At 45.6% G+C, this 25,283-nt stretch carries 21 protein-coding genes; 17 read left to right on the forward strand and 4 right to left on the reverse strand.

Features of this window, described 5'->3' with window-relative positions; translation table 11 throughout:
* Positions 1-8 precede the first annotated feature (8 nt).
* Together HYN43_RS28735 and HYN43_RS28740 are read left to right on the forward strand one after the other, a co-directional pair.
* Complete coding sequence (locus HYN43_RS28735; RefSeq protein WP_119407261.1) at positions 9-683, forward strand: NAD-dependent epimerase/dehydratase family protein; 675 nt, start codon at positions 9-11, stop codon at positions 681-683.
* 177 nt (positions 684-860) lie between these two features.
* Positions 861-1,643, forward strand: coding sequence for an alpha/beta hydrolase (locus HYN43_RS28740; RefSeq protein ID WP_119407262.1), 783 nt, complete (start codon positions 861-863; stop codon positions 1,641-1,643).
* Between the two features lie 58 nt (positions 1,644-1,701).
* On the opposite strand, the gene HYN43_RS28745 is transcribed toward HYN43_RS28740, so the two are convergent.
* From HYN43_RS28745 to HYN43_RS28755, 3 genes are all read right to left on the reverse strand, one after another.
* Positions 1,702-3,195, reverse strand: a complete 1,494-nt coding sequence (locus HYN43_RS28745) for a family 43 glycosylhydrolase (RefSeq protein WP_119407263.1) — start codon at positions 3,193-3,195, stop codon at positions 1,702-1,704.
* 312 nt (positions 3,196-3,507) lie between these two features.
* On the reverse strand, positions 3,508-4,416 hold the full coding sequence (locus HYN43_RS28750; protein WP_119406541.1) for an IS3 family transposase: 909 nt from the start codon (positions 4,414-4,416) through the stop codon (positions 3,508-3,510).
* Entirely contained in the window at positions 4,413-4,745 is a 333-nt protein-coding gene (locus tag HYN43_RS28755; protein WP_119406542.1) for a hypothetical protein, read from the reverse strand. Before HYN43_RS28755 ends, HYN43_RS28750 begins: the two co-directional genes overlap by 4 nt.
* Before the next feature lie 360 nt (positions 4,746-5,105).
* On the opposite strand from HYN43_RS28755, the gene HYN43_RS28760 reads away from it, so the two are divergent.
* The 10 genes from HYN43_RS28760 to HYN43_RS28805 all read left to right on the forward strand — a co-directional run bounded on the left by HYN43_RS28760 (position 5,106) and on the right by HYN43_RS28805 (position 19,187).
* Entirely contained in the window at positions 5,106-6,812 is a 1,707-nt protein-coding gene (locus tag HYN43_RS28760; RefSeq protein WP_119407264.1) for a ribulokinase, read from the forward strand.
* Between the two features lie 7 nt (positions 6,813-6,819).
* Positions 6,820-7,518, forward strand: a complete 699-nt coding sequence (locus tag HYN43_RS28765) for an L-ribulose-5-phosphate 4-epimerase (RefSeq protein ID WP_119407265.1) — start codon at positions 6,820-6,822, stop codon at positions 7,516-7,518.
* Between the two features lie 4 nt (positions 7,519-7,522).
* Positions 7,523-9,034 (forward strand): glycoside hydrolase family 27 protein, encoded by a 1,512-nt coding sequence (locus HYN43_RS28770; RefSeq protein WP_205589841.1) that lies wholly within the window; start codon positions 7,523-7,525, stop codon positions 9,032-9,034.
* A 45-nt stretch (positions 9,035-9,079) separates the two neighbouring features.
* On the forward strand, positions 9,080-10,573 hold the full coding sequence (gene araA / locus HYN43_RS28775; RefSeq protein ID WP_119407267.1) for an L-arabinose isomerase: 1,494 nt from the start codon (positions 9,080-9,082) through the stop codon (positions 10,571-10,573).
* A 219-nt stretch (positions 10,574-10,792) separates the two neighbouring features.
* Positions 10,793-12,493, forward strand: a complete 1,701-nt coding sequence (locus tag HYN43_RS28780; RefSeq protein ID WP_119409174.1) for a sodium:solute symporter family transporter — start codon at positions 10,793-10,795, stop codon at positions 12,491-12,493.
* A gap of 201 nt (positions 12,494-12,694) precedes the next feature.
* On the forward strand, positions 12,695-13,867 hold the full coding sequence (locus tag HYN43_RS28785) for an aldose epimerase family protein (protein ID WP_119407268.1): 1,173 nt from the start codon (positions 12,695-12,697) through the stop codon (positions 13,865-13,867).
* A gap of 7 nt (positions 13,868-13,874) precedes the next feature.
* On the forward strand, positions 13,875-15,842 hold the full coding sequence (locus HYN43_RS28790) for an alpha-L-arabinofuranosidase C-terminal domain-containing protein (RefSeq protein WP_119407269.1): 1,968 nt from the start codon (positions 13,875-13,877) through the stop codon (positions 15,840-15,842).
* Between the two features lie 3 nt (positions 15,843-15,845).
* Positions 15,846-16,847, forward strand: a complete 1,002-nt coding sequence (locus HYN43_RS28795) for a family 43 glycosylhydrolase (RefSeq protein ID WP_205589842.1) — start codon at positions 15,846-15,848, stop codon at positions 16,845-16,847.
* Between the two features lie 109 nt (positions 16,848-16,956).
* A complete protein-coding gene (locus tag HYN43_RS28800; RefSeq protein ID WP_245447066.1) occupies positions 16,957-18,036 on the forward strand; it encodes a glycoside hydrolase family 43 protein in 1,080 nt (359 codons plus the stop codon).
* Positions 18,037-18,317: 281 nt separating this feature from the next.
* Positions 18,318-19,187, forward strand: a complete 870-nt coding sequence (locus HYN43_RS28805) for a helix-turn-helix transcriptional regulator (RefSeq protein WP_119407271.1) — start codon at positions 18,318-18,320, stop codon at positions 19,185-19,187.
* A 174-nt stretch (positions 19,188-19,361) separates the two neighbouring features.
* Here the strand turns inward: HYN43_RS28805 and HYN43_RS28810 are convergent, their stop codons facing one another.
* On the reverse strand, positions 19,362-20,681 hold the full coding sequence (locus HYN43_RS28810; RefSeq protein WP_119406282.1) for an IS110 family RNA-guided transposase: 1,320 nt from the start codon (positions 20,679-20,681) through the stop codon (positions 19,362-19,364).
* A gap of 597 nt (positions 20,682-21,278) precedes the next feature.
* On the opposite strand from HYN43_RS28810, the gene HYN43_RS28815 reads away from it, so the two are divergent.
* From HYN43_RS28815 to HYN43_RS28835, 5 genes are read left to right on the forward strand one after another with little or no spacing between them, the layout of a single operon-like run.
* Positions 21,279-21,848 (forward strand): Pvc16 family protein, encoded by a 570-nt coding sequence (locus tag HYN43_RS28815; protein WP_119407272.1) that lies wholly within the window; start codon positions 21,279-21,281, stop codon positions 21,846-21,848.
* Complete coding sequence (locus HYN43_RS28820) at positions 21,845-22,684, forward strand: hypothetical protein (RefSeq protein ID WP_119407273.1); 840 nt, start codon at positions 21,845-21,847, stop codon at positions 22,682-22,684. Before HYN43_RS28815 ends, HYN43_RS28820 begins: the two co-directional genes overlap by 4 nt.
* A gap of 28 nt (positions 22,685-22,712) precedes the next feature.
* Positions 22,713-24,293, forward strand: a complete 1,581-nt coding sequence (locus HYN43_RS28825) for a phage tail sheath family protein (RefSeq protein ID WP_119407274.1) — start codon at positions 22,713-22,715, stop codon at positions 24,291-24,293.
* A 46-nt stretch (positions 24,294-24,339) separates the two neighbouring features.
* Complete coding sequence (locus HYN43_RS28830; RefSeq protein ID WP_119407275.1) at positions 24,340-24,819, forward strand: phage tail protein; 480 nt, start codon at positions 24,340-24,342, stop codon at positions 24,817-24,819.
* Positions 24,800-25,282 carry a phage tail protein gene (locus HYN43_RS28835; RefSeq protein WP_119407276.1) on the forward strand — a complete coding sequence of 161 codons (483 nt, stop codon included), beginning with the start codon at positions 24,800-24,802 and terminating at the stop codon, positions 25,280-25,282. Before HYN43_RS28830 ends, HYN43_RS28835 begins: the two co-directional genes overlap by 20 nt.
* Position 25,283: the final 1 nt, after the last annotated feature.

The raw sequence follows: 25,283 nt of genomic DNA on the forward strand, positions 1-25,283 counted from the left end.
AATAACATATGGAAACAACTAATAAAATAAGGGCTATTATTACAGGGGCCACGGGCATGGTAGGCGAGGGCGTACTGCACCAATGCCTGCTAAGCGATAAGGTAGAGCGGGTACTGATCATTAATCGTAAACCCGGCGGTTTCAACCACTCCAAACTAAAAGAAATTATTCACGCCGATTTTTTCAACCTCGCAGCTATTGAAGACCAGCTTGAAGGTTACAACGCCTGCTTTTTTTGTGCCGGTGTATCATCGGTAGGCATGAGCGAAGAAGCTTATTATAAAGTAACCTACCTGCTCACCCTGCATGTAGCCGAGATATTAAGCCGCATAAATCCCGACATGACTTTCTGCTACGTGTCCGGAGCAGGTACTGATAGCAGCGAGGCCGGCCGCAGCATGTGGGCGCGCGTAAAAGGCAAAACCGAAAACGATTTAATGAAGCTGCCCTTTAAACAGGTATTCAACTTTCGCCCTGGTTTTATGAAAAGTTTTAAAGGGGCAAAAAATACGCTGCCTTTTTATAAATATATCAGCTGGATGTACCCGATAGGCAGGCTCATTTACCCCAAGGGTTTTATCACTTTGGCCGAGGTTGGCAAGGCCATGATCAATACTGTAAATCGGGGTACCGGGCGTTGGACTTTGGATGGAAACGATATTGTGGCTATGGCAAAGGAGTAGCTTTACTTATGATATACGGATAGCACCATCGCTAAATTCCGATATATCGTTTTATGTTTTTGGGTTGATGTTTTTAAGTGTTTGTTTATTAGTTGATTAAGTTTTTGGAATGCCCTTTGAAATAAGTTGCCAAATAATTTAACAACATCATTTGTGAAAACTAAACTCCAAAACAAAATGAAAACTTCATTACTCCGTTCCCGCTTAAACCAGCATTTACTGGCAGCGGTTATTTTATTGGGCAGCCTGTTTGCCTTTGTTAACAAGGCCGGCGCCCAGGTTAAAAACATTGTATTGGTTCACGGAGCCTTTGCCGATGGATCGGGCTTTAAGGCTGTGTATAATATTCTTACCAAAAAAGGGTATAATGTTACTGTGGTTCAGAATCCATTAACCTCATTGAAAGATGATGTTGATGCCGCTAACCGGATCTTAGATAAGCAGGATGGCCCTACTGTGTTGGTTGGTCATTCATACGGCGGTACGGTGATCACCGAAGCGGGTACCAACTCCAAAGTAGTAGCGTTGGTTTACATAGCTGCTTTTATGCCCGATAAAGGCGAAACCACTTTAAAATGGGTAATGTCGGCCCCTCCGGCTCCCGAAAATGGCATTTTGCCACCCGATGATAAGGGTTTTGTTTATTACGATAAAGCCAAGTTTCACGATGGTTTCGCGGGCGATTTAAGCAAGGCTGAAACCGATTTTATGTTTGCATCGCAAGGCCCAACCGCTGCCCAATGTTTTGGTACGCCTGTAGCAGAAGCCGCCTGGAAAACCAAGCCAGCTTATGCTATTGTTGCTACCGAAGATAAAAGCATTGTGCCCGATGTTGAACGTGCCATGTACAAACGTGCCGGCGCCAAAGTAACCGAGGTAAAAGGCAGCCACGTCATATTCATTTCACAACCCGAAGCGGTTGCCAAAGTAATTATTGAAGCGGCCAACAGCGTTAAATAAAAGACTTTTTGTTATAGTTTAAGCGGAATCAGTCGCGATGACTGTTCCGCTTTTTTTATTATCGGATAGTAGCGTTAAGTTTCAGTACCCGGTTATTTTCGGCTGAGAAGTTTGCGCCATTATCATTACTGATCGATGCGATATTTTTTGCCTCTGTTAACAGATCGCAGTAAGCAAATCCGTAGCAGCCTTTGGTTGTGGCCGATTTAATCACCACAACATATTGCTTACCCCCGGTTACGGCAATATTGGGCTTAACCACCGCATTCCGGGCCGACCAGGAAATGGAATCGGCGGGTAATGTATTTGAAGCCAACGCCACGCCGATGGGTTTACCATTGTCTCCGCTCTCAAAAACTTCAACCGAAAGCCCTGCATCCGGGTAACCTGTTTGAAAAGTGGTAAAGCTGATGGAAGCTAAAATGCCGCTTTTTACAGCGGTGAAGGTTTGCGCACGTTGAATGTTTCTACCTATGTCGCAGCCTGTAATAAAATCGTTGGCTGGTTTAACGGTTGTTCTGCTTTTGGAGAAGCTTGCCGTTTTTATGCACTCGATCGGTTTGATCGAACCATCAGCATTAAAGCTTAGCGGTGCCCAATAAAAATTAGCCAATGCCTCATTTTTAGCGGCATTATTCCACAAATCGCTGCCAAAGAGATAAATAGTTTCAGCATTTACTTTGATGGCTGATACAAAGGATGGCTGCCCGCCACAAGAGTTATCACTGATTTTTACCCCTGCCGACCATGACCCCAATGGTGACGATGCCATCCGGTACGAAGCGCCGGTGCCTGAGCAATAACCGCAGTTAGGATCAGAATAAACAAGGTAGTATTTGCCTTTGCGTTTAAATAGTCCGGGAGCTTCAGTTTCGCCGGTGGTTATAGATTTTACGTATTGCCCGGTACCTGTAAGGTAGTCATCGCTTAATTTTTCAATTACTATACTGCCTTTGGTGCGCCAATCGGTGTAGGCTAAATAGGCTGTACCATCGTCATCAACAAAAGTGTCATGATCGCCATTGTTGAGGCCGGCCACTGGCATATCGCTGTTTACGGCCAGGGTTGGCTCTTTAACTTCGGTAAACGGCCCAACCGGGGTTTTGCTGGTAAAAACCCGGTAACCTACCCGGTTATCATAAACGTTGATCCACAATACATAACGTTTTGTTTTTTTATTGTAGATAACATGCGGACGGAAGCATCCGTAAGTTTTGCCATCGCAGCGGGTTTGCCAAACGGGGGGGTTGGCATCGAACATAAAGCCACGGTCTGTCCAATGTTCCAGATCTGTAGATGAATAGGTTTTAAACCCGCAAAATGGTGCTTTTTTGTTGCCCCACTCAAAGCCGCAATCGTAACTGGTACCGTAAAGGTAGTATACGCCGTTAAACAAAGCGATCTCACCATCATGTGCGTCTACAGCATTGCCCAGGTTATCGAATTTGGTGATCTGTTTGTTGTTTTTATTAAAGTTTTTGATGCTTTGGGCTGAGGCGAGGCTGGTGGTGAGTAAAGCAAACAGTATTAAGAAGATGTGTTTATTAGTCATGCCGGATGGAGTGGATATGATCAGGTCAAATTTATCTAAAAATATGAACCGTTGATTAGGATGATTACGTTGATTTCGCTGATTTTATTTCTGGGATTACACCGATTGATTTTTGATTACACCGATTTTTTGATTTTATCTGAACTGACTTGTCCTAAAAAAGGTTGACAGTGATTTTATAAAAATAAAGATAATTATTGTTTGTTTGTCGTGTTAGGATGTGGGTAACGCGTAGCGTTATCCACATCCTAACACGTTTTTCTTTTTTTGCTTCTTTTTTTCTTTTTAAAAACGGGCGTTTGTTGTTGATAACTACCCGGCTGTCTCCTCCCTTTTTGCAGGTTTACTCTTATAATTGTTCCTCCAGAGGCGTTTGAGTTTAAACTTTCTGGTATGTACCAGTGCAGGTGTTAACATCGATATGCTGCTATGAGGGCGTAAGTAATTATAAATATTGACTGCCTGTGTCACAGCAGTTCTTGCATCTTCAATATCTATGAACGATGGCTTTAGTAGTTCCATTTTCAGGATCCCGTTTACCCGCTCAGCAATCGCATTGTCTCTTGGATCCCCGCTTTGGGTCATGCTAATATCTATGTTGTTCTCCTGTAGTGTTTTTATATAATCGTGGCAACAATATTGCGTTCCCCGATCTGAGTGATGGATCAATTCTTCTTTATTCTGACGCCCCTCAATAGCCATTTTCAATGCTAATATGCTGCCTTCGGCTGTAAGGTTCCCGCTAACATGAAAACCAACGATCTTACGGCTATAGGCATCCGTTACAAGGCTCAGATAAGCAAATTCACTGCTGAGTTCAAGGTAAGTGATATCACTTACCCATAACTGTTCTGAGCGCGTAGGGACCATGTTTTTGATCAGGTCGGGATATTTCTTCATCCAGTGATTGGAATCAGTAGTTTGTGGTTTACCACGCCGCTTTTTGTTCAACAAGCCATACTTGCCCAGCATCCTGAAAAAGTGATCTCTACCCATTTTTAATTTATGGGCCTTGATAAAAGGGGTCATAAGGAAGAATAGTTTACGGCCTCCGATACGGGGCTGTAAATCCCTGTAGCCGATAACCTGCTGAACCAGCAATTCCTCCTTGATGGGTTCCTCCTCTTCCAATAAACGTCGCTTATAATAGGCTTGGCGCGAATACCCAGACAGTGAACATAACAGGGATAAGCTACAACCCTGGCTTTGTTCTACTTTCATGACTGCCTGGGGCCAGCTTTTTTTCTGATATCGGTGCCATACTGCTCATCCGATATATCAATCATTGCTTCCAGTAGATGGATCTTCAATTGGGCTTTACGTAACTCTTCCTGTAAGGCCTTGATGTCCTCTGGCATGCCCTCCCGTTCTTTTGCCACTTGAAGGGATGCTGCCCTTTGCGCTATTTTATTGTTCTTTTTCTTTTCTTCCACAACCCATCTTGATACGCTCGCGTTTCCGAATCCGTATTTCTGCCCTAATTTAGCTGATGTTGTGCCGCCCGCCAAATATTCTTCTATGGCAAGCGCTTTTCTTAATGTATAATCCATTGCTGACTACTTTTGTGTCAACCTATAGCAGGACAAGTCAAACTCGAATTTGGGGAATTATTGGAATTTTTCGAATTTGCTTTGCATTCCGGTAATTCCTTAATTCCCCCAAATTCGAGTTTAGACAAAAAATCGATTGCCTTTTCTTTGTTTAAATTGTTAAAACAACACTAATTATCGACCGCTTTATCCGCTCTTCGCGCTGTCTATTCCAACATGCTCTTCTCTATGTAATAACTTTTTTACTCTATCCCTAATTCAACTCAATCATAAACCTCGATTTTCCCCAATAAAATTTAAAATAAAATTTTTCTTTTTCAATAATTAAGTGTTATTTCGACAATAATTATAAATCTTTATATGAGCAATAACCAATTAGTGATCGGTGTCGATTACGGTTCTGATTCCGTGCGCTCCGTGATCGTAAACGCTGCCAACGGCGAAGAAATAGCATCATCAGTATTTAATTATCCTCGCTGGCGCGATGGCAAATATTGCGTGCCTGCCGAAAACCAGTTCCGCCAGCACCCGCAGGATTATATCGACGGGTTAAAAGCCACCATTAAAGATTGTATTGCGCAGGCCGGCGGCGAGGCCATCGCTAAAAATATAAAAGGCATTTCGGTTGATACCACCGGCTCAACCCCTGTTGCGGTTGACACTACCGGAACGCCGCTTGCTTTAACTCCCGGTTTTGAAACTAATCCCAACGCCATGTTTGTGCTTTGGAAAGATCATACCTCGGTTAAAGAAGCCGCGCAGATCAATGAGCATGCTACAAAATTTGATACCAATTATTTAAAATATGTGGGCGGCATTTACTCGTCGGAGTGGTTTTGGGCCAAGTTGCTGCACGTGTTGAGAGTTGATGGGCAGGTGCGTGACGCGGCTGCATCATGGGTGGAGCATTGCGATTGGATCCCGTTTTTGTTAACCGGCGGAACTGATGTTAAGGCTATTAAACGTGGCCGCTGCTCGGCAGGGCACAAAGCCCTTTGGGCCGAGGAGTTTGATGGTTTGCCTCCCGAAGAATTTTTTGTTTCCCTCGATCCGCTTCTGGCCGGTTTCAGGGATAAACTATATCATGATACATACACTGCCGATGAAGCAGCCGGCAACCTCAGCGCGGAGTGGGCGGAGATATTGGGACTCTCAACCGATGTGATTGTAGGTACCGGCGCTTTTGACGCGCACATGGGCGCGGTTGGCGGCCAGATTGAACCTTATCATTTAAGTAAAGTAATGGGCACTTCAACCTGCGATATCCTGGTAGCACCAACCGCCGAGATGGAAGGCAAACTGGTGCGTGGTATTTGCGGACAGGTAAATGGTTCGGTAATTCCGGGAATGGCTGGTTTAGAGGCTGGTCAGTCGGCGTTTGGGGATACTTATGCCTGGTTTAAAAATATCCTGGCCTGGCCGTTAAATAACCTGCTTTCACAATCGCAGGTAATTGATGCCGCTACTGCCGAGGCATTGAAGGAAGAGATTTCAGAAATGATTATCCCTGAACTAAGCAGGCAGGCCGCTTTGTTGCCGATAGATGAAAGCAATGAACTGGCTATTGATTGGTTTAACGGCCGCCGTACGCCGGATGCCAACCAGGAGTTGAAAGGCGCTATCAGCGGTTTAGGTTTGGGCAGCGATGCGACGAGGGTTTTCCGGGCGCTGGCAGAGGCTACCTGTTTTGGGGCTAAAAGCATTGTTGATAGGTTTATCAGCGAGGGCATTCCGGTTAAAGGCATCATCGGCATTGGCGGTGTAGCTAAAAAATCCCCATTTGTAATGCAGATGATGGCAGATGTGTTGGGCATGCCTATCCGCATCCACCAGTTTAAACATACCTGTGCCTTGGGCGCGGCCATGTTCGCGGCGGTTGTTGCGGGTATCTATCCAACCATCGAGGAAGCGATGACTGCCATGGGCCGTGGTTTCGACCAGGTTTATGAGCCTAACGTCGCCCTGAAAGAAGTTTACCAGCAACGCTACAACCAATACAACACCCTGGGCCGCTTTGTGGCTAATGAGGTTGCCCTGAAAAATAATCCTGAACTGCAAAACGCCTAATACAGCAATGAGTAAATACGATCATATCAGGCTGAGTGCCTATAATGCCAACATGCAGCTGCCCAAACTGGGCCTGGTGTTGTTCACCTTCGGCAACGTAAGCGCGGCCGACAGGGAACTGGGCGTATTCGCCATTAAACCAAGCGGCGTGCCTTATGAAGACCTATCGCCCGAAAAAATGGTGATCGTTGATTTCGACGGCAATACCATCGAAGGCGACCTTCGCCCATCAAGCGATACCAAAACCCACGCGGTGCTTTACAAACATTGGGACGGCATCAACGGTATTGTGCACACACACTCAACCTATGCCACAGCCTGGGCGCAATCGCAACGTTGCATTCCCATTTTTGGTACTACCCATGCCGATCATTTAACCTGCGATGTGCCATGCGCCGCGCCGATGAATGATGAAATGATTAAGGGGGACTATGAGTACCAAACCGGTTTCCAAATCATGGAGTGCTTTGAGCAAAAAGGCCTGGATTATAAAGAGGTGGAGATGGTACTGGTAGGTAACCACGCTCCCTTTACCTGGGGCAAAACCGCAGAAAAGGCCGTTTACAACAGCGCCGTTCTGGAAACAGTTGCCCAAATGGCCTTGCTTACCGAGCAAATAAATAATAATGCCCCGCGCTTAAAAGATGCTTTGATTAAAAAACATTTCGAGCGTAAACACGGGCCGGATTCATATTATGGGCAATAACTGTATGAAGAGAATATTGATATTTTCAACTCCCCTCTTGAGAGGGGGCGTGATGGGAAAGAGCGATAGCAGGGGTGTGTTCTACGCGCGGCATGGCAATGCGGACAAACACACACCTACACCCCTCTCGAGAGGGGAATCGCACAGCCCCCGCTTTTTAAAAATTTTATTTTTCCTGCTGATGGGTTTAGCACTTGTCAATCGCTCATCAGCACAACAAATAGCCGCCACCCCGCCAATGGGCTGGAACAGTTACAACTGCTTCGGTTCGGCAGTGCATGAGGATGAGGTAAAAGCCAACGCCGATTACATGGCCGAGCACCTGAAACAATATGGCTGGGAGTACGTGGTGGTAGATTTTTTATGGTCGTACGATAACCCGCCGGGTAGCAACATCGGTAACCCATTCCAGTTGCGTTTGCAGGATGGATCGTACGTGCCATGGCTTACCATGGATAAATGGGGCAGATTAACGCCGCAGCCAACTAAATTTCCGTCGGCTTTTGGAGGCAATGGTTTTAAGCCGCTGGGCGATTATATTCATAGCAAAGGTTTAAAATTCGGCATCCATGTAATGCGCGGCATCCCGAGGCAGGCGGTTTGGTCTAAATCGCCGGTGAAAGGGACCAATGGCATTACTGCCGATATGGTGGCCGATACCAATTCAAAATGCCCATGGATGAACCACATGTACGGCCTGGATATGAAAAAACCCGGCGCGCAGGAATACCTGAACTCGCTGCTGGAGCTTTATGCATCGTGGGGTGTTGATTTTATTAAGGTTGATGACCTTTCGCGCCCGTACAGCAATGCCGAGGTGGAAGGTTACCAAAAAGCCATCCAGCAATGCGGAAGACCGGTTGTACTAAGCCTTTCGCCGGGCGAAACCCCGGTTGCGCAGGCTGCCCATGCTACCAAATATGCCAATATGTGGCGAATGGCCGATGATTTTTGGGATAACTGGAAAGAGATCCTTCACATGTTTGATTATGCCAAAAGCTGGGAAGGCGTAGGCGGTCCGGGCCATTGGCCGGATTGTGATATGATCCAGATCGGTAAGCTGAGCAAACGTGGCCCGGTAGGTGAGGAGCGTTTCAGCCGCTTTACACAGGATGAAGAATATACCCATATGACTTTCTGGAGCATCTTCCAATCGCCGCTGATGCTGGGCGGCAACCTGCCCGAAAACCGCGACTTTGAATTAAAGCTGTTTACCAACGATGAGGTAATAGCCGTAAACCAAAAAGGAGCTAATCCGAAACAGTTATACAAAAAGGATGGTGCCATGATCTGGTACTCTCAGATCCCCGGAAGTAAAGATGTATATGCCGCTTTTTTCAACATCGGCGATGATGACAAAGCCGTAGCCCTAAATTTTAAAGACCTCGGCCTGAAAGGCAAAGTAACCGTACGCGATCTCTGGAAAAAACAGGATGTTGGTCAATACAACGGCGGCTACAAACAAAAAATTAACAAACACGGCGCAGCGCTATTTAAGCTCTCTCCTAAAAACTAAAAAACCAATCACTAACTCGCTAATTCAATAAATCAAAAATAATTTATGATTGACTTAAAAACATTTGAAGTATGGTTCATTACCGGGAGCCAGAATTTATACGGAGAAGAAACACTAAAAAAAGTTGCCGAACACTCGCAGGAAATTGCCAAAGGCATTGATGCCGCTGCCAATATCCCCGTACGCGTGGTGTATAAACCGGTGGTAAAATCTACCGAAGAAATTTACACTACCTTGCAACAGGCCAACGTTGCCGAAAATTGTATCGGTGTTATTGCCTGGATGCATACATTTTCTCCGGCCAAAATGTGGATCCGCGGGTTAAGCATCCTAAAAAAGCCGATGTTGCACCTGCATACCCAGTACAACCGCGATATTCCGTGGAGCTCGATTGATATGGACTTCATGAACCTGAACCAAAGCGCCCATGGCGACAGGGAGTTTGGTTTCATGGTATCGCGCATGCGCATTAACCGTAAGGTGGTTGTTGGTCACTGGCAGGACCCTGAAGCACTGAAAGACATTGAAAACTGGACCCGCGCCGCAGCAGGCTGGTACGACTGGCAGGGCGCAAAATTTGTTCGCTTTGGCGATAACATGCGCTTTGTTGCCGTAACCGATGGCGATAAAGTAGAGGCTGAACTGAAATTCGGCTTCGCGGTAAACACTTACGGTATCGGCGACCTGGTTGCCGTTGTCGACAGCATCAGCGATGCCGAAGTTAAAACCCTGACCGACGAATACGAAGCCACCTACACCATGGCCGACGATTTGAAACAAGGCGGTGCAAGGTATCAATCTGTTTACGATGCTGCCAAAATTGAAATCGGCCTGCGCAAGTTTTTACAGGATGGCGGCTTTAAAGGCTTCAGCGACACGTTTGAAGATCTGCACGGCATGATCCAATTGCCGGGCATCGCTTCGCAACGTCTGATGGCCGATGGCTACGGCTTCGCCGGTGAAGGCGACTGGAAAACCGCTGCCCTTGTACGTGCATTTAAAGTAATGGGCGCAGGTTTGCCGGGCGGCAACGCGTTTATGGAAGATTACACCTACCACTTTGACCCGAACAATGCGCTGGTTTTAGGATCGCACATGTTGGAGGTGGATAGTAGCTTAGCTAATGGTAAAGCATCGTTGGAGGTTCATGCGTTAGGTATCGGTGGTAAAGCCGATCCTGCGCGTTTGGTATTTAACGTTGCCGGTGGTGTTGCACTGAACGCTTCGATTGTGGATATGGGCAACCGTTTCCGTTTAATTGTTAACGAAGTGGAAGCCATTGAGCCGGTTGAAGACCTACCAAATCTGCCTGTTGCAAGGGTGCTTTGGAAACCACTACCTGATATGAAAACCGGTTGTGCAGCCTGGATCTATGCCGGTGGTGCACACCACACTGCATACAGTCAAAACCTATCTGCCGAGCTGATCAATGATTTTGCTGATATGGCGGGGATTGAGTTTTTACGCATCGGCAAGGATACTAAGCTTGATCAGTTCAGGAATGAGATCAGGTGGAATGATGCGGCTTACAAGTTGTAAATATAAAAATAGCACAGCCGAGCAACTGCGCGAGAAAATATAAAAGTCGTCATTGCGAGGTACGAAGCAATCCCAAACTATACAGATGGGCTTTGCAGGTCGGGGATTGCTTCGTGCCTCGCAATGACGTTTGAAAGAAGATTGTACCAAACTTAACCAAATGCTTTACTAAGCCCTCTCTCCCGGAGAGGGTTGGGTGAGGCGCAATTAAACCTAATAATGAACAAATTTGCAACTATCGATTACGTCATCTTCGTAATCTATTTTATTGTAGTTACGGGCTACGGGTACTGGGTGTACAGCCGTAAAAAGGTCAAGGGCGTATCTGATAGCCATGATTTTTTCCTGGCCGAGGGTTCGCTTACGTGGTGGGCAATAGGTGCCTCGCTTATTGCTTCCAATATTTCGGCCGAGCAGTTTATCGGCACCAGCGGACAGGGCTTCCAGGTGGGTTTGGCTGTTGCCGCTTATGAGTGGGTGGCCGCCATCGCCCTGATCATTGTGGCCGTGTGGTTTATACCGGTATATCTGAAAAACAAGATTTTCACCATGCCGCAATTTCTGCATACGCGGTATAACGAAACTGTGAGTTTTATTATGGCCATTTTTTGGCTGTTGCTGTATGTGCTGGTGAACCTTACTTCGATACTTTATTTAGGCGCTTTGGCAATTAACAACCTGATGGGCGGCGGGTATCTGCACGAGATCATTATCGCTTTATCCATCTTCGCGCTGTTTATTACCCTTGGTGGTATGAAGGTGATAGGCTTCACCGATGTAATACAGGTATTGGTTTTGGTGATTGGCGGCTTGGCTACTACTTACATAGCGCTTACTTTGGTAAGCGATCATTTTGGTTTGGGTAAAGATGCTATGGCAGGCTTTAATAAAATGATGAGCGATGCGCCGGATCACTTTAAAATGATGATGGCCAAGCCTAAGCCGGGCGCGCCACAGGAAGAAATTAACAAGTACCTGGCCCTGCCGGGTATAGCCATGTACTTTGCCGGCCAGTGGATAGTGAACCTGAACTATTGGGGCTGTAACCAGTACATTACCCAGCGGGCATTGGGTGCTAACCTGAAAACGGCCCGTACCGGTATCCTGTTTGCCGGTTTAATGAAACTGGCCATGCCGGTTATTGTGGTGCTGCCGGGTATTGCAGCTTATGTGCTTTATAAAAACGGCGGACTGCAGCAGGAAATGGCATCGGGCGGTCACTTTAACTCGGATAATGCATACTCGGCCATATTGGGCTTTTTGCCAACCGGTTTAAAAGGGCTTTCGGTAGCTGCTTTAACGGCTGCTATAGTGGCCTCGCTGGCGGGTAAGGCTAACAGTATCAGTACCATTTTTACTTTAGATATTTATAAAAAACACATCAGCAAAGAAGCCAGTGAAAAGAATATGGTTTTGGTGGGCAGGCTTACCATTTTGGCGGCTTTGGTGTTTTCAATAATGCTTACCTGGAAGGATTTGCTGGGTATTGGCGGTGAAGGTGGTTTTACCTTTATTCAGAAATATACCGGTTTTATCAGTCCGGGGATTTTTGCCATTTTCATTTTGGGTTTCTTTTGGAAACGTACTACCGGCGCGGCGGCTATAGCGGGTATTTTAACCGGCTTTTTAATGTCGGTACTGTTTAATAACTATGCCCCGGCCTGGTTTGGACACGAAACCTTGCTTTACACAGCTTTCCCGAACGGTAAAGGCGGGTACGAGATTCCATTCCTGATCTGTATGGGCTTATCGTTCATGTTTACCATTATTGTGATGGTAGCCATTAGCCTGGCCGGACCGAAAGTTAATGCTAAAGCGTTTGAGATTCCACGCAGCATGTTCAAGGTCGAAAAATCGACCATGGCGTTGATTGTGGTTACACTGATACTGCTTACCATGCTTTATGCTAAGTTTTGGTAGGGGTGATACATTTGATTTTTGAATAAGAAAGTCCCGCGCGAGGCGGGCTTTTTTTAATTAATTATTTTAAGTGTTTTTTTAACAATTATAAATTAATTTTTATACATTGGTCTTGCTGATAACTAACCGATCAGTTAAACCCAATTATAAATAATTAAATGGCTGTACGCCTTAACGGGCGGGGCCGGTAACCTTAAAATTATGAAGAACAACATGAATTTATTAATGATGTTAAGCTGTTCGGCAGTGATTTTCACGGCCTGCAGCGGCAATCCAAAAACAACTGATTCTACCGTGAAAGATTCAACTACTGTAGCTACACAACAAATCCCCGATTCGGCAAATTTTGGTGCCGATGTGCAGGGGCAACAAGTAAAACTGTTCAGTCTTAAAAATAAAAACGGCGCAACAGTTGCCATTACCAACTACGGCGGCAGGATAGTGAGTTTGCTGGTGCCCGACAAGGATGGCAAGGCTACCGATGTTGTTTTAGGTTACGATTCGTTAAAAAGTTACCAAAAAAAGGGGGAACCTTATTTTGGTGCAATTATAGGCCGTTACGGAAACCGTATTGCTAAAGGGCAGTTCACGTTGGAGGGCAAGGCTTATCAACTTGATATAAATGATGGTGTAAATACCCTGCACGGCGGTTTTAATGGTTTTTATGGTAAGGTGTTTTCGGCAAAGCAGTTAAGTGCTTCGCAACTGGAACTAACCTATATTTCAAAAGACGGCGAAGGCGGCTACCCTGGCAATTTAACTGCCACGGTGGTTTACACTTTAAGCGATGATAACGCGTTGAAAATTGAATATAAAGCCACTACTGATAAAACTACTATTGTTAACTTAACCAACCACGCCTATTTTAACCTTAACGGTGCCGGCAGCGAAACCATTACCGATAACGTACTGCAAATAAACGCCGATGCGTTTTTACCTGTAAATACCACACTTATCCCAACGGGCGTGTTGCAACCGGTTAAAGGCACACCGTTTGATTTTACGATATCAAAAACCATTGGCAAGGATATCAACACTGCCGATGAGCAGTTGAAAAACGGCAAAGGTTACGACCATAACTTTGTACTGAATAAACATGATCTTACAACTCCGGTTGCAACCGTTAAAAGCGCCGTTACAGGTATAACCATGGAGGTATTTACCGAAGAGCCTGGTCTGCAATTTTACTCGGGTAATTTTTTAACCGGCGAAACTAAAGATGGCAAAGGTGGTAAACCCTATCCGCGCCGCTCGGCGTTTTGTTTGGAAACACAGCATTTTCCGGATGCGCCAAACCAGCCGGCCTTTGCATCAACCGTGTTAAAACCGGGACAAACCTACCATACCGTTACCATTTACAAATTTTCCAAATAGATAAAAGATGCTAAGGAAAGCTTTTTTAATGCTCTGCGCCGCGGGTGCATTGAGTGCCAACAGCGCGAGGGCGCAATACACCATTGCTGCCGATAAGGTAAAGGCGCAGATCTCGCCTAATATGTACGGGATATTTTTTGAGGATATTAACCTTGCTGCCGATGGTGGTGTTTATGCCGAGCTGGTAAAAAACCGGTCGTTTGAGTTTAATATGCCTTTGATGGGTTGGGACGAGCAGAAGAAAGATGGCGGCGATGGCCGGGTAGAGGTAATTAACCGCGCTGCAGATCGACCAGAGAACGCTCACTTTATTAAAGTTTACATCGATTCGGCCGGTGGCTCGTTCGGTTTATCCAATGAAGGTTTCCGCGGGATGGGTATTAAAGAAGGCGAGGAATACAGCTTTTCGGTAATGGCCAAACAGGAGGGGGAGCAAAATGTAAAGCTGAACATCGAACTACATGACGATAAAAATGCCATCATCGGCAAAGCTGAGCTTACCCCAACCGATAAAGAATGGAACCGGTACAGCGTTAAATTCAAAGCCACCGCTACCGTGCAAAAGGCCCAACTGTATGTTTGGATGAGCGGTAAAGGCATCATCGATATGGATATGGTTTCCCTGTTCCCAGAGCATACCTGGAAAAACCGTCCCGGCGGTTTACGTGCCGACCTGGTACAGAAACTGGCTGATATGAAGCCGGGCTTCCTGCGCTTTCCCGGTGGTTGTATTGTTGAAGGCAGGGAGCTGAATACCCGCTATCAATGGAAAAAAACCATCGGCGCGGTTGATCAACGTACCAATATCATTAACCGCTGGAATACCGAGTTCAGTCACCGCCCAACGCCTGATTATTACCAGACCTTCGGTTTAGGTTTTATGGAGTATTTCATGACGGCCGAGGATATTGGCGCATCGCCGCTGCCCATCCTCAACTGCGGTATGGCCTGCGAGTTTAATACCGGCGAACTGGTGCCAATGGATAAGCTGGATCCATACATCCAGGATGCGCTCGATCTGATTGAGTTTGCCAATGGCGATGTAAATACCAAATGGGGCAAACTGCGTACCGATCTCGGTCACCCGGCACCCTTTCATTTAAAAATGTTGGGTGTGGGTAACGAGCAATGGGGGCCGCAATATATCGAGCGCTGGAAGGCATTTACCAAGGCTATCAAAGGCAAATACCCTGATGTGAAAATTGTATCGGCAGTTGGGCCTTTCCCTGGCGGTAAAGAGTTTGATCTGTTGAATAAAACTTTCCGTGCTTTAGGTGCCGATATTTTGGATGAGCACTATTACGCCTCGCCAAAATGGTTTTTGGAACATGCCAAACGTTATGATAACTACGACCGCAAAGGCCCTAAAATTTTCGCGGGCGAATATGCAGCGCAAAACGTAGTTACCGGCAGCCCTAAAAACAAAAACACCTGGGAATGCGCCCTGGCCGAAGCCGCTTTCATGACCGGCCTGGAGCGTAACGCCGATGTAGTGCGCATGGCATCATACGCCCCGCTTTTCGCCCACGTTGAAGGCTGGCAATGGACGCCGGATTTGATCTGGTTTGATAACCTCAATTCGTACGGATCGCCGAATTATTATGTACAGCAATTGTTCTCCTTAAATAAAGGAACCGACGTTGTGCCGTTGTTACTGAATAACGAAGCTGTTGCCGGGCAGGATGGCTGCTTTGCCACCGCCAGTTTGGATAAAAATACTAACGGACTGGTGATCAAATTTATCAACAGCACCGCATCCGCTAAAAGCACCAGTTTTAAAATTACCGGCTCCAAAGGTTATCAGAAACAAGCCAGCGTGATCACTTTAAGGAGTAATGATAAAGATGCTGTGAACTCGTTAGAGACGCCGACGGCTATCAGTCCGAAAAATAGCACTGTTAATGTTTCGGGCAATACTTTAAAGCTTGATGTTGAGCCGTATACTTTTAAAATAGTAAGGCTTAAAAATAAATAGTAATTGAAAAAGCTCGTCATCATATCCTTATTATTCCTGCGCGTTATCAGTAACGCGCAGGAATTTAGGACTGATATTTCGGTGCATGATCCGGTAATGACCCGGCAGGATAGTGTTTACTATATCTTCTGCACGGGTAATGGCATTGCCATGTGGTCATCAAAGGATAGGCTTCATTGGAAGGCCGAAAAACCGGTATTCGCTACCGCCCCGCAATGGGCTGTTGATGCTATCCCCGGTTTTAAAGGGCATATCTGGGCACCGGATATTTCGTTTTATAACGGGCAATACTACCTGTTTTATTCGGTATCAGCTTTTGGCAAAAATACTTCAGCCATTGGGGTAGCGACTAATACTACGTTGCATACCGATGATCCGGCTTATCAATGGGTTGATCATGGGAAGGTGATCCAATCCATCCCCGGTAAAACCAACTGGAATGCTATCGATCCTAATTTAATTACGGATAAGGATAGCACTCCATATCTAATTTTCGGCTCATTTTGGGATGGTTTGAAACTGGTGAAATTGAATAAAGAGAGGCTGAGCATAGCTGAAGATCTGGATAAGATTCCAACCATAGCCACCCGCCGCAAAACTGTTGCAGAGAATTTACCCGCTGTAGATGGCAACCCGGTTGATGCCGGCGGCAATGCCATTGAAGCGCCTTTTATATTTACGCACGGTAAATATTTTTACCTGTTTGCCTCGATAGATTATTGCTGCAAAGGGCCGAAGAGTACTTATAAAATGATCATCGGCAGGGCTAAGAAATTAAAAGGGCCTTATGTGGATAAGGATGGTATCGCCATGAATAAAGGCGGCGGGAGTATCCTGCTGGCCGGTGATGAGCATTGGTACGGGGTAGGGCATAATGGTGTAAGTACTTTTGATGGTGTGGATTATATTGTTTTCCATGGATATGACGCGGCGGATAGGGGGATCTCGAAATTGAGGGTTGAAAAGTTGGATTGGGTTGATGATTGGCCGGTGGTGGGGAAATGATTGGAATATTGTCCGTGAGAAGGAGTAAACAAAAGAGGGCGGGATTGTGCGATTCCCTCCTCTGGGAGGGTGTAGGGAGGGGTTTCTTCGCCATACTAACTGAGCATGTATGGCGTACAAACCCCTCCCTGCCACTACACTTACCCTCCGCACCCCTCCCGAGGGAAGGAATTTAAAACGCTCGATCCCCGATAGAAATAAAATTCGTTTACAAATGAAAATATCAAAATATATAATAGCAGCGGTCGTGACGATGGTCGGCTTAGAAGCCAATGCTGCTACCATCGATACCACCTTCCATTCCAACGGCAACCCCATCATCCGCCACAAATACACCGCCGATCCGGCTGCAATGGTATACAAAAACAAAGTATACCTGTACACCGGCCATGACGAAGCTGCCCCCGGCCACAACGGCTATACCATGCACGATTGGACTTGCTTCACCACTACCGATATGGTGAACTGGACCGAACATCTATCCCCCCTAAATGTAAAAGAGTTTAAATGGGCCAAAGCCGATGCCTGGGCATCGCAGGTAATTGAGCGCAATGGTAAATTTTATTGGTACGTAGCGGTTGAGCATGGCTCCATCCCGGGCAAAGCGATAGGCGTAGCAGTATCCGATAGCCCGCTTGGGCCGTTTAAAGATGCCCGTGGCAGCGCTTTGGTTACCAATGATATGACCAAAGCTGTAAGCCATTCGTGGGATGATATCGACCCATCAGTTATTATTGATAAAGACGGACAAGCCTACCTGTTTTGGGGCAACGGCATTTGCTACTACGCCAAACTAAAAAGCAACATGACCGAACTTGATGGCGAGATCAAGACCATCAAACTCCCTCACTATACCGAAGCGCCCTGGATCCATTACCGCAATGGATGGTATTACTTATCATACGCTTATGAGTTTCCCGAAAAAATAGCGTACGCCATGAGCCGGAGTATTAATGGCCCCTGGGAGTACAAAGGTATTATCAACGAACTGGCAGGTAACTCAAACACCAATCACCAGGCAATTATTGATTTTAAAGGCAAATCATATTTCATATACCATAACGGCGCTTTAGTGCCGGATGCAGGGAGTTTTCACCGCTCGGTTTGTATTGATTACCTGTATTATAACAAAGATGGCAGCATCAAACGGGTAATTATGACCAGCGAAGGCGTGAAACCGGCTAAGTAATACGTTTGCTTAGTTTATAAAGCAGGAAAGGTGGGGTGCCTTCTCCTGCTTTTTTATTGGGAGATATTTTATTTTTTATGGTGTAAAAACGGGTTTATTATTGATGTATATGTACGTATCATCAGCGTATTTATACTTAGTTTAAAAGGGTGGTTTCGCCCTTTAATCCGCCGGGTTTTATGGGGTAATTTATAAAAAAATAAAGCACTGCCAGTAAAAACAAACGGCAGATATGATTTGCAAATAGCCTGTCATATCAAACCGCCTAAGCCAATTTTTATATGAATGGGGAAAAGATAATACTGATTGCCTGCGACGAAACTGCTGCCCTTACAGCTATCTGGAACAGTATAAAAGGCGCAGTGCATTTTCCGCATCAAATAATTACCGCCACCCGTACGGCTGATGCGAAACAGGTTATCAAATCCATATCTATAGATCTGATTGTATGGTGTTTTCGCAATAATCAGCTGATAGTTAATGAACTTGGCGAATTGTTTAAAAACTACCAGATTCCCGGCATTTGCCTCACCCGTAAATTTGAATGCGACAATTTAAAATGGGATAAAGACCAGGTGGTTTTTACCTGTTTGTACGAGCATATCAGCAACAGCCGTTTCCTGGCTACAACTATCAATTCGGTTTTTCAACTGAAAACCGGGGTGCAAAAGGTAAAACAACCCGAAACATTGGCCGAAGCAGCCCTACGGCAAAACAGTTTCGGCATTAATGATAACCTGAGCCGCTATGTAATGGAGCTCGACCAAAAAGCCGAACTGCTCCAAAAAGTAAAAGAACGTATTGCCGACCTCTATCCCCGCGTTGATCACCCTGTCCGGATGGAGCTTACCTCTATCGTAAACACTATCAAATCTTCAGTAAGAGACAGCAAGCTTTGGGACGATTTTAAACTCTACTTCGAACAAACCAACCCCAACTTTTTGCTAAAACTCGCCAATAAATATCCCGAACTTACTACAGTTGATTTAAAATATTGCTGCTACCTCAAAATGAACATGACCAACGATGATATCCGCAACCTGTTGGGCATAAACCCGGAAAGTGTGCGTACCCACAAGTACCGTCTTAAACGCAAAATGGCATTAACTAAAGATCAGGATCTGGTTAGTTATTTGAGGGCGGTATCGTAAATTCTGCGTTAATTTCCAGGAACTTTTATCATTACAAAACATCGTTATTGTTTCGCAGCTCCCAATGACATAATAAAAAAAAGTTTGTCATGCTGAGGAACGAAGCATCTTCTTCGCTCGTATAGCGGCCATGCTTGTTGAAGAAGATCCTTCGCTATCGCTGCCATTGACACATTATGCAGCTATTTGGTTTTCAGAAAGTTGCATATTGTATTTTTTAGCCATTTTTTTCAACAATGCCATTTCTCTTCTCTGCAATTGATCTTCGTAGCGTTTAGTTCCTTCCTCAACATATGCGGTTCCTTTGGTTAATGTATTATAGTAAGCAATGGCCAACTTTCTGGCACCGGCTTTTATAGCAATCCCCGAATCTTTACGGCCACGGAGCTTTCTCATGAAACTACCGATAGCATTATTCTTACTATTCAATAATGACTGGGCACATTGTTTAAAGATCTGCCCGGCAACATTGCAAGGCATACCCCTGACATTCTTTTTCATTTTTCCGCTCCGATGACTTTTAGGGGATAAGGTTAACCAGTTTACAAAGCTTTTAACTGTAGGAAAACGGCTCATATCCACACCAGTTTCCCCAATCAGCCGCAATGCCGTATAATCATTTATCCCGGGAATGCTGGTAAGGTCAACACCGTATAAGCGCGCCATAGTGGCGTGAAGCCCCGGTATTTTTGGGGCATGATGCCGTACTGCTTTGGCTTTTCCTGTAACTACCTCTTCTTTATCTACACTTAGTTCGTCCAACAGGCGGCTAATCTCCCCGTCTATCTTTTTTATTTGGTTTTGGTGTATATCCCAAAGCTGCATGTTCTGCTCAAGCATGAATAAATAGGTATCATTATACCGGCCTTCCAATGCTTTTAATACTTTTTCACCTTTATATTTTTGAATGCGTTCATCACAAAGGCTAAGTAAATAGTTGCTGTCCCGGTTCCCGGATAATATAGCTTTGATCATATTAATGCCGCTGGTACCATGGATCTGGCTAAGTACCTCCGGAAGTTTGATGTTCATCAACTCCAGGCATTTCTGCATCTTGTTAACATAGGTACTGCCCATACTGATGATATCCAGGCGTTCCCGCACCAAATGACGAAGTTCCATGAACTTGCCCTGGGGGATAAAGCTATGTCTGAGGATGCCGGCAGAAAACAGCTTCTGGATCCACTGGCAATCCCTTACATCAGTTTTTCTGCCTTTCACCTGTTTGGTTTCTTTAGGGTTGACCAGGCAAACCAATATGCCAAGTTCTTCTAACAGAAAGTATAAAGCGATCCAGTAAACACCTGTGGCTTCCATTGCTACCTTTTTTACGCCTCTCTCTTTCAGATACACTGCACAAGCATAATAACTTGATGTGAAGGTTTCAAAGCTGACCACCTCTTTCCCATCAGGGGATACAAAAATCTGCTCAGCACCGATATCAATACCTGCAACATTTTGGTGGACTGTTTCAAAAGTCGTTTCTTTTGCCATAACTTTACTTTAGATTTTAAAATCAAGCAACTTATGGCTCAGGAAAGCGATAAATAAAAGGCACGCTGCCATACGGGAATACTGCAGGTAACAGTATCACCAAAATGCTTACGCTATTTCCTAAAGCAAATCTCAGGGGCGGGTAAATAACACCAAGAGCTAAACTGCTACTCTGCCATAAGTTGCTTTTGCAAAGTTCAGCATTCGCTTGTCATCTGCAATGCTATTATTTGTGCGCAAATAAACCCTACTCAGGATGACAAACTTTTTTAATTATGTCATGGGGAGCCTGTCGAAGCAAGGTGGGAAGGGCCTCCGCGCGCGACTCTTCGACAAGCTCAGAGTGACAGGCCCTCCCGTCTTATGTCATATTTCTTTCAGATGCCCCAGCTTTTACCTACACGCAATGATGCCTGGAGAAATAAGTGAATTTTTTGTGTATCTTATTCCCGCTGTATACGATTTGTATACAACAAACCAATCACCCTGTATACAACGTGTGCATGCCCAAACCTTGCTTTGCGCGTACTTATCTGCCTAAATTTACATCAACCAACCAAACTAAAATTAAAGTTTGGCTACCTAACACAAATACCAATGATAAGCAAAGCGCTCAGGTTTACCAACGATGTTTTAGACCAGTTTCTGCGAAACAGGTTTGGGCTTGATGAAAGCAGGGTATTGCTTAATAACCTGATTGAGGGTGATGGTTCCATACCAACCGCCAATCAAAACAAGGTGGTTATCTCGCTTATCAATATCGAAAAGGATACCAACAAACCTTTTAATACGCGTAACCAAAGGTTGCCCAACGGTAATTTCACCGATATCAGCCCCGAAGAGCGGTTTAACCTTTATATATTGGTTAGCGCCAATTTTGATGATTATAACGAGAGCCTCAAATTCCTGAATGCGGCTATCACTTTTTTCCAGGTGAATACCTGCCTAAGCTCCGCAACCAGTTCCAATTTGCCTCAGGGCATTACCAAGCTTGAATTTGAAATAGAAAAGATGACCTACCATCAAATGCATAGCCTCTGGACAGCGATGGGGGCTAAATATCAGCCATCGGTAGTGTATAAAATGTGGCTGATCACTATTCAGGGCGATCAATTGATCGGTATGGTTCCGGCTGTTTCGCAAACTTCAAATACGGTAACATCATGATGCAGACTAACTACCAGATAGCTTTTACGCTTGATGTGCAGCACACCTATTTTGATAAGGGGATTTGCAAATGCCTGCAATTTGTTCCGGGTGCAGGTACAGCTAAACTGATGAGGCGCTTTGAGATCACCATGCTGAAAAAAGTGAACGGTTTTGATTTTTATATCGATTCGCCGCAAACTATTGCGCAATACCTCGATTACATAACCCAGGCCACCGGGCAAACCTGTTTTGATTTTAATATCTCGGCAACCGACCAGCAGTTTTATCTTTTTACCGATACCGGAAAAATAGGCCCCGGCCAGCTAACTTTTGATACGGGTGCGGCCGCGAATACGGTTAACAACGATGTGGTCGATCTGTATTGTTACCAATCTCCCTCGCTCAATGCTTCATTTATAGGTACACTCAGTATTGATTTTGACGATATTATAAGCTATGCCCGGGGCGAAAGCGGAGCTGCGTTTAATATCAGTTTCAGGGCGCGGGCCACCCAGTGGCAGTATTTTATCATCAACCGCAGTGCTGTAAAGCTGGATAACCCGGTAATTGCGGGTAAAGCCGATATCGGTTTTGAAGGCCCCAAAAGTGTAGTGACATCCAACGGGCAGCCGGCTATATTTTTTTCATCAGGAACAAACCTCATCCCGCTTAGCGAAACACCTGTTTACCAGTTTAACCTTGTCAACAGTTCTGCAAATGGTTCATCGGCACAAAAAATAAACAACGGCAAGATCGTTTTTAAAGGCCTGCCCAATCCGCATCCGGGCATTATAGCCCTGGCCGGGGATGGGCTTACCGGGCAGCTTGCTTCACCAATGTATGTATATGTTTAAATCAATAACCCAATAAAAACGTAAGATTATGCTTGAAACAAACATTAAATCTCCGGGTGTATATATAAACGAATTAAACGCGTTCGCAAATTCGGTGGTGCCGGTTGCAACGGCAGTGCCCGCGTTTATCGGCTATACCCCACAGGCCGCGTACGAAGGGAGATCGTACACCAACGTGGCCCAAAAGATCACCTCCTTTGCCGAGTTCCAGGCCATTTATTGTATTCCTGATCCTCCGGCACCTGCGCCTCCTACCAAACAGTATGCCCCGCAGTACTACCTGGTACAGCAAAAAGCACAACCAACCGATCCTAATTACATGGTGATCAATGGTGCTTATTATTCTATCGTGCCCGATCCTAACACTATTTATCACCTGTACAACAGTATCCAGCTGTTTTATCAAAATGGCGGCGGCGATGCGTACATTGTTTCGGTTGGTGGTTACGGTGCGCAATCGGGTACACCTGCAGCACCGGGTACACAGATTGTAAACCCTAACGTTAAACTTACCGACTTAATGGGCGGGCTGCAGTTATTGCTGAACGAGGAAGAGCCAACCATGTATATCTGCCCCGAGGCTACGTTGCTTTCCATTGCTGATAACGGCACCCTGATGCAGGAGATGCTGTTGCAAAGCAGTAACATGCAAACTGCCATCAGCATTTTCGATATCATAGGCGGCAAAAATCCCGACCCGATCATGTATACCAATGATATTACTACCTTCAGGAATAATACAGGTGTAAATGGTCTTAACTATGGTACTGCCTATTATCCTTTCATCGGCACAACCATCATGCAATCGCAGGATATTGATTATACCAATTTGTTTGGTGGCGACATTAAACAACTGGCCCCCATCATTAATCCGCCCGCCAGTGCCGATCCTACGCTTACCACCATTATCAACAGTATCGAAACACCATCGGGCACACCTTTAACGGTAACGCAGTATAATAACTCGCTTATTAATGCCAGCAAGTTATACAGCACCATCATCAAACAAATTCTTAACGATGCCAATACCCTGCCCCCAAGCGGTGCTATGGCCGGTGTAATGACCACCATTGATAACCAGGAAGGTGTTTGGCAGGCCCCGGCCAATGTTTCGATAGTTGGCGCGGCTTCATTGCCTATCCGTTTGTCTGAAAGTCAGCAGGCCAATTTAAATATGGATGCCGTTTCGGGTAAATCTGTTAACGCTATCCGTTTCTTCAACGGTATCGGCATCCTGGTTTGGGGCGCGCGTACCTTGGATGGCAACAGCGGCGATTGGAAATACCTTTCGGTTAGGCGTACCGTAACCTTCCTCGAGCAATCGTGCAAACTGGCAGCGCACCCTTATGTATTTCAGCCTAATGATATGAACACCTGGGCAGCGGTAACAGCCATGATCAGCAGTTTTCTAACCTCGGTTTGGAAGGAAGGCGGCTTACAGGGTGCAAGCGCATCTGATGCGTTCTCGGTTAGCTGCGGTTTAGGCACCACCATGACATCCGACGATATTTTGAACGGATTTATGAACGTGATGGTAAAAGTGGCGGTGGTTAGGCCGGCCGAGTTTATCGTAATCACCTTCCAGCAGCAAATGGCTGTTTCAAGCTAACATCAATATTAACCCAATACATTAATTAATAATAAAAAACAACAACATGCCAACACCAGATGACGGTAGCAAGCAAGGTGCCACATGGCCCATGCCCAAGTTCAGGTTCGAGGTAGATCTCGGGACTGAACTTACAGGAGTAGCATTCCAGGAAGTATCCGGAATGGATGTAGAAAACCAGGTAATTGAATACCGGAAAAGCAACAGCCCCCTGTTTTCGACAGAGAAAATGCCCGGTATAAAAAAATACGGCAACGTAACCATGAAACGGGGAGTTTTTGTAAACGATAACACCTTTTGGAACTGGCACGCCCAGGTATCCATGAACACCATAGCCCGCCGTACCGTGCTCATTAAACTGCTTGATGAAGGTGGTAACGTAACCATGCAATGGCAGCTAAACAACGCCTGGCCTACAAAAATCACCAGTACCGATCTTAAATCGGACGGGAACGAGGTTGCTGTTGATACCATCGAGATAGCGCACGAGCAGCTTATTATAACCAATGGCAAAGCAGCAAGCTGATACAGGTACGGTATACCCGGTTGGTTTCAGGTTTCAGCTTTCGTTTAATAATGATGATGCCGCTTTTCAGGAAGTATCGGGCATCAGCAAGGAGTTAAGCGTTGAAGAAGTTACCAGCGGCGGGGAAAACCGGTTTAAATACCGGCTCCCTACCGTTGCTACCAGCCAGAACCTGGTACTGAAACGGGCGTTGGTACCTAAAGGCTCAAAATTGATAGGTTGGTGCTCGAGCGTTTTGGATCAGGGCTTTGCGCAGGCCATTAAGGCTTACGATGTTTCGGTTAGCCTGCTGGATAACCAGGGCAATGTTTGCGTAATGTGGACTTTTCACAATGCCTACCCTATAAAATACTCAGTAACCGATTTAAAATCGCAGGAGAGCGAGATCATGATCGAAACCATTGAGCTGGCCTATACCTACTTTGATATAAGCACGGGGCAAACCTCCAATAATCCTAACTGAT

It is taken from the genome of Mucilaginibacter celer (genome assembly GCF_003576455.2).
GTDB lineage: Bacteria > Bacteroidota > Bacteroidia > Sphingobacteriales > Sphingobacteriaceae > Mucilaginibacter > Mucilaginibacter celer.

What these genes read in the sequence shown, in the direction of transcription:
- HYN43_RS28785 (WP_119407268.1), top strand. Translation starts at nt 12,695, where the DNA reads ATGAAGAACAACATGAATTTATTAATGATGTTAAGCTGTTCGGCAGTG.
- HYN43_RS28740 (WP_119407262.1), top strand. Translation starts at nt 861, where the DNA reads ATGAAAACTTCATTACTCCGTTCCCGCTTAAACCAGCATTTACTGGCA.
- HYN43_RS28825 (WP_119407274.1), top strand. Translation starts at nt 22,713, where the DNA reads ATGCTTGAAACAAACATTAAATCTCCGGGTGTATATATAAACGAATTA.
- HYN43_RS28770 (WP_205589841.1), top strand. Translation starts at nt 7,523, where the DNA reads ATGAAGAGAATATTGATATTTTCAACTCCCCTCTTGAGAGGGGGCGTG.
- HYN43_RS28805 (WP_119407271.1), top strand. Translation starts at nt 18,318, where the DNA reads ATGAATGGGGAAAAGATAATACTGATTGCCTGCGACGAAACTGCTGCC.
- HYN43_RS28800 (WP_245447066.1), top strand. Translation starts at nt 16,957, where the DNA reads ATGGCGTACAAACCCCTCCCTGCCACTACACTTACCCTCCGCACCCCT.
- HYN43_RS28755 (WP_119406542.1), bottom strand. Translation starts at nt 4,745, where the DNA reads ATGGATTATACATTAAGAAAAGCGCTTGCCATAGAAGAATATTTGGCG.
- araA (WP_119407267.1), top strand. Translation starts at nt 9,080, where the DNA reads ATGATTGACTTAAAAACATTTGAAGTATGGTTCATTACCGGGAGCCAG.
- HYN43_RS28835 (WP_119407276.1), top strand. Translation starts at nt 24,800, where the DNA reads ATGGCAAAGCAGCAAGCTGATACAGGTACGGTATACCCGGTTGGTTTC.
- HYN43_RS28750 (WP_119406541.1), bottom strand. Translation starts at nt 4,416, where the DNA reads ATGAAAGTAGAACAAAGCCAGGGTTGTAGCTTATCCCTGTTATGTTCA.
- HYN43_RS28790 (WP_119407269.1), top strand. Translation starts at nt 13,875, where the DNA reads ATGCTAAGGAAAGCTTTTTTAATGCTCTGCGCCGCGGGTGCATTGAGT.
- HYN43_RS28815 (WP_119407272.1), top strand. Translation starts at nt 21,279, where the DNA reads ATGATAAGCAAAGCGCTCAGGTTTACCAACGATGTTTTAGACCAGTTT.
- HYN43_RS28830 (WP_119407275.1), top strand. Translation starts at nt 24,340, where the DNA reads ATGCCAACACCAGATGACGGTAGCAAGCAAGGTGCCACATGGCCCATG.
- HYN43_RS28735 (WP_119407261.1), top strand. Translation starts at nt 9, where the DNA reads ATGGAAACAACTAATAAAATAAGGGCTATTATTACAGGGGCCACGGGC.
- HYN43_RS28810 (WP_119406282.1), bottom strand. Translation starts at nt 20,681, where the DNA reads ATGGCAAAAGAAACGACTTTTGAAACAGTCCACCAAAATGTTGCAGGT.
- HYN43_RS28745 (WP_119407263.1), bottom strand. Translation starts at nt 3,195, where the DNA reads ATGACTAATAAACACATCTTCTTAATACTGTTTGCTTTACTCACCACC.
- HYN43_RS28780 (WP_119409174.1), top strand. Translation starts at nt 10,793, where the DNA reads ATGAACAAATTTGCAACTATCGATTACGTCATCTTCGTAATCTATTTT.
- HYN43_RS28820 (WP_119407273.1), top strand. Translation starts at nt 21,845, where the DNA reads ATGATGCAGACTAACTACCAGATAGCTTTTACGCTTGATGTGCAGCAC.
- HYN43_RS28765 (WP_119407265.1), top strand. Translation starts at nt 6,820, where the DNA reads ATGAGTAAATACGATCATATCAGGCTGAGTGCCTATAATGCCAACATG.
- HYN43_RS28760 (WP_119407264.1), top strand. Translation starts at nt 5,106, where the DNA reads ATGAGCAATAACCAATTAGTGATCGGTGTCGATTACGGTTCTGATTCC.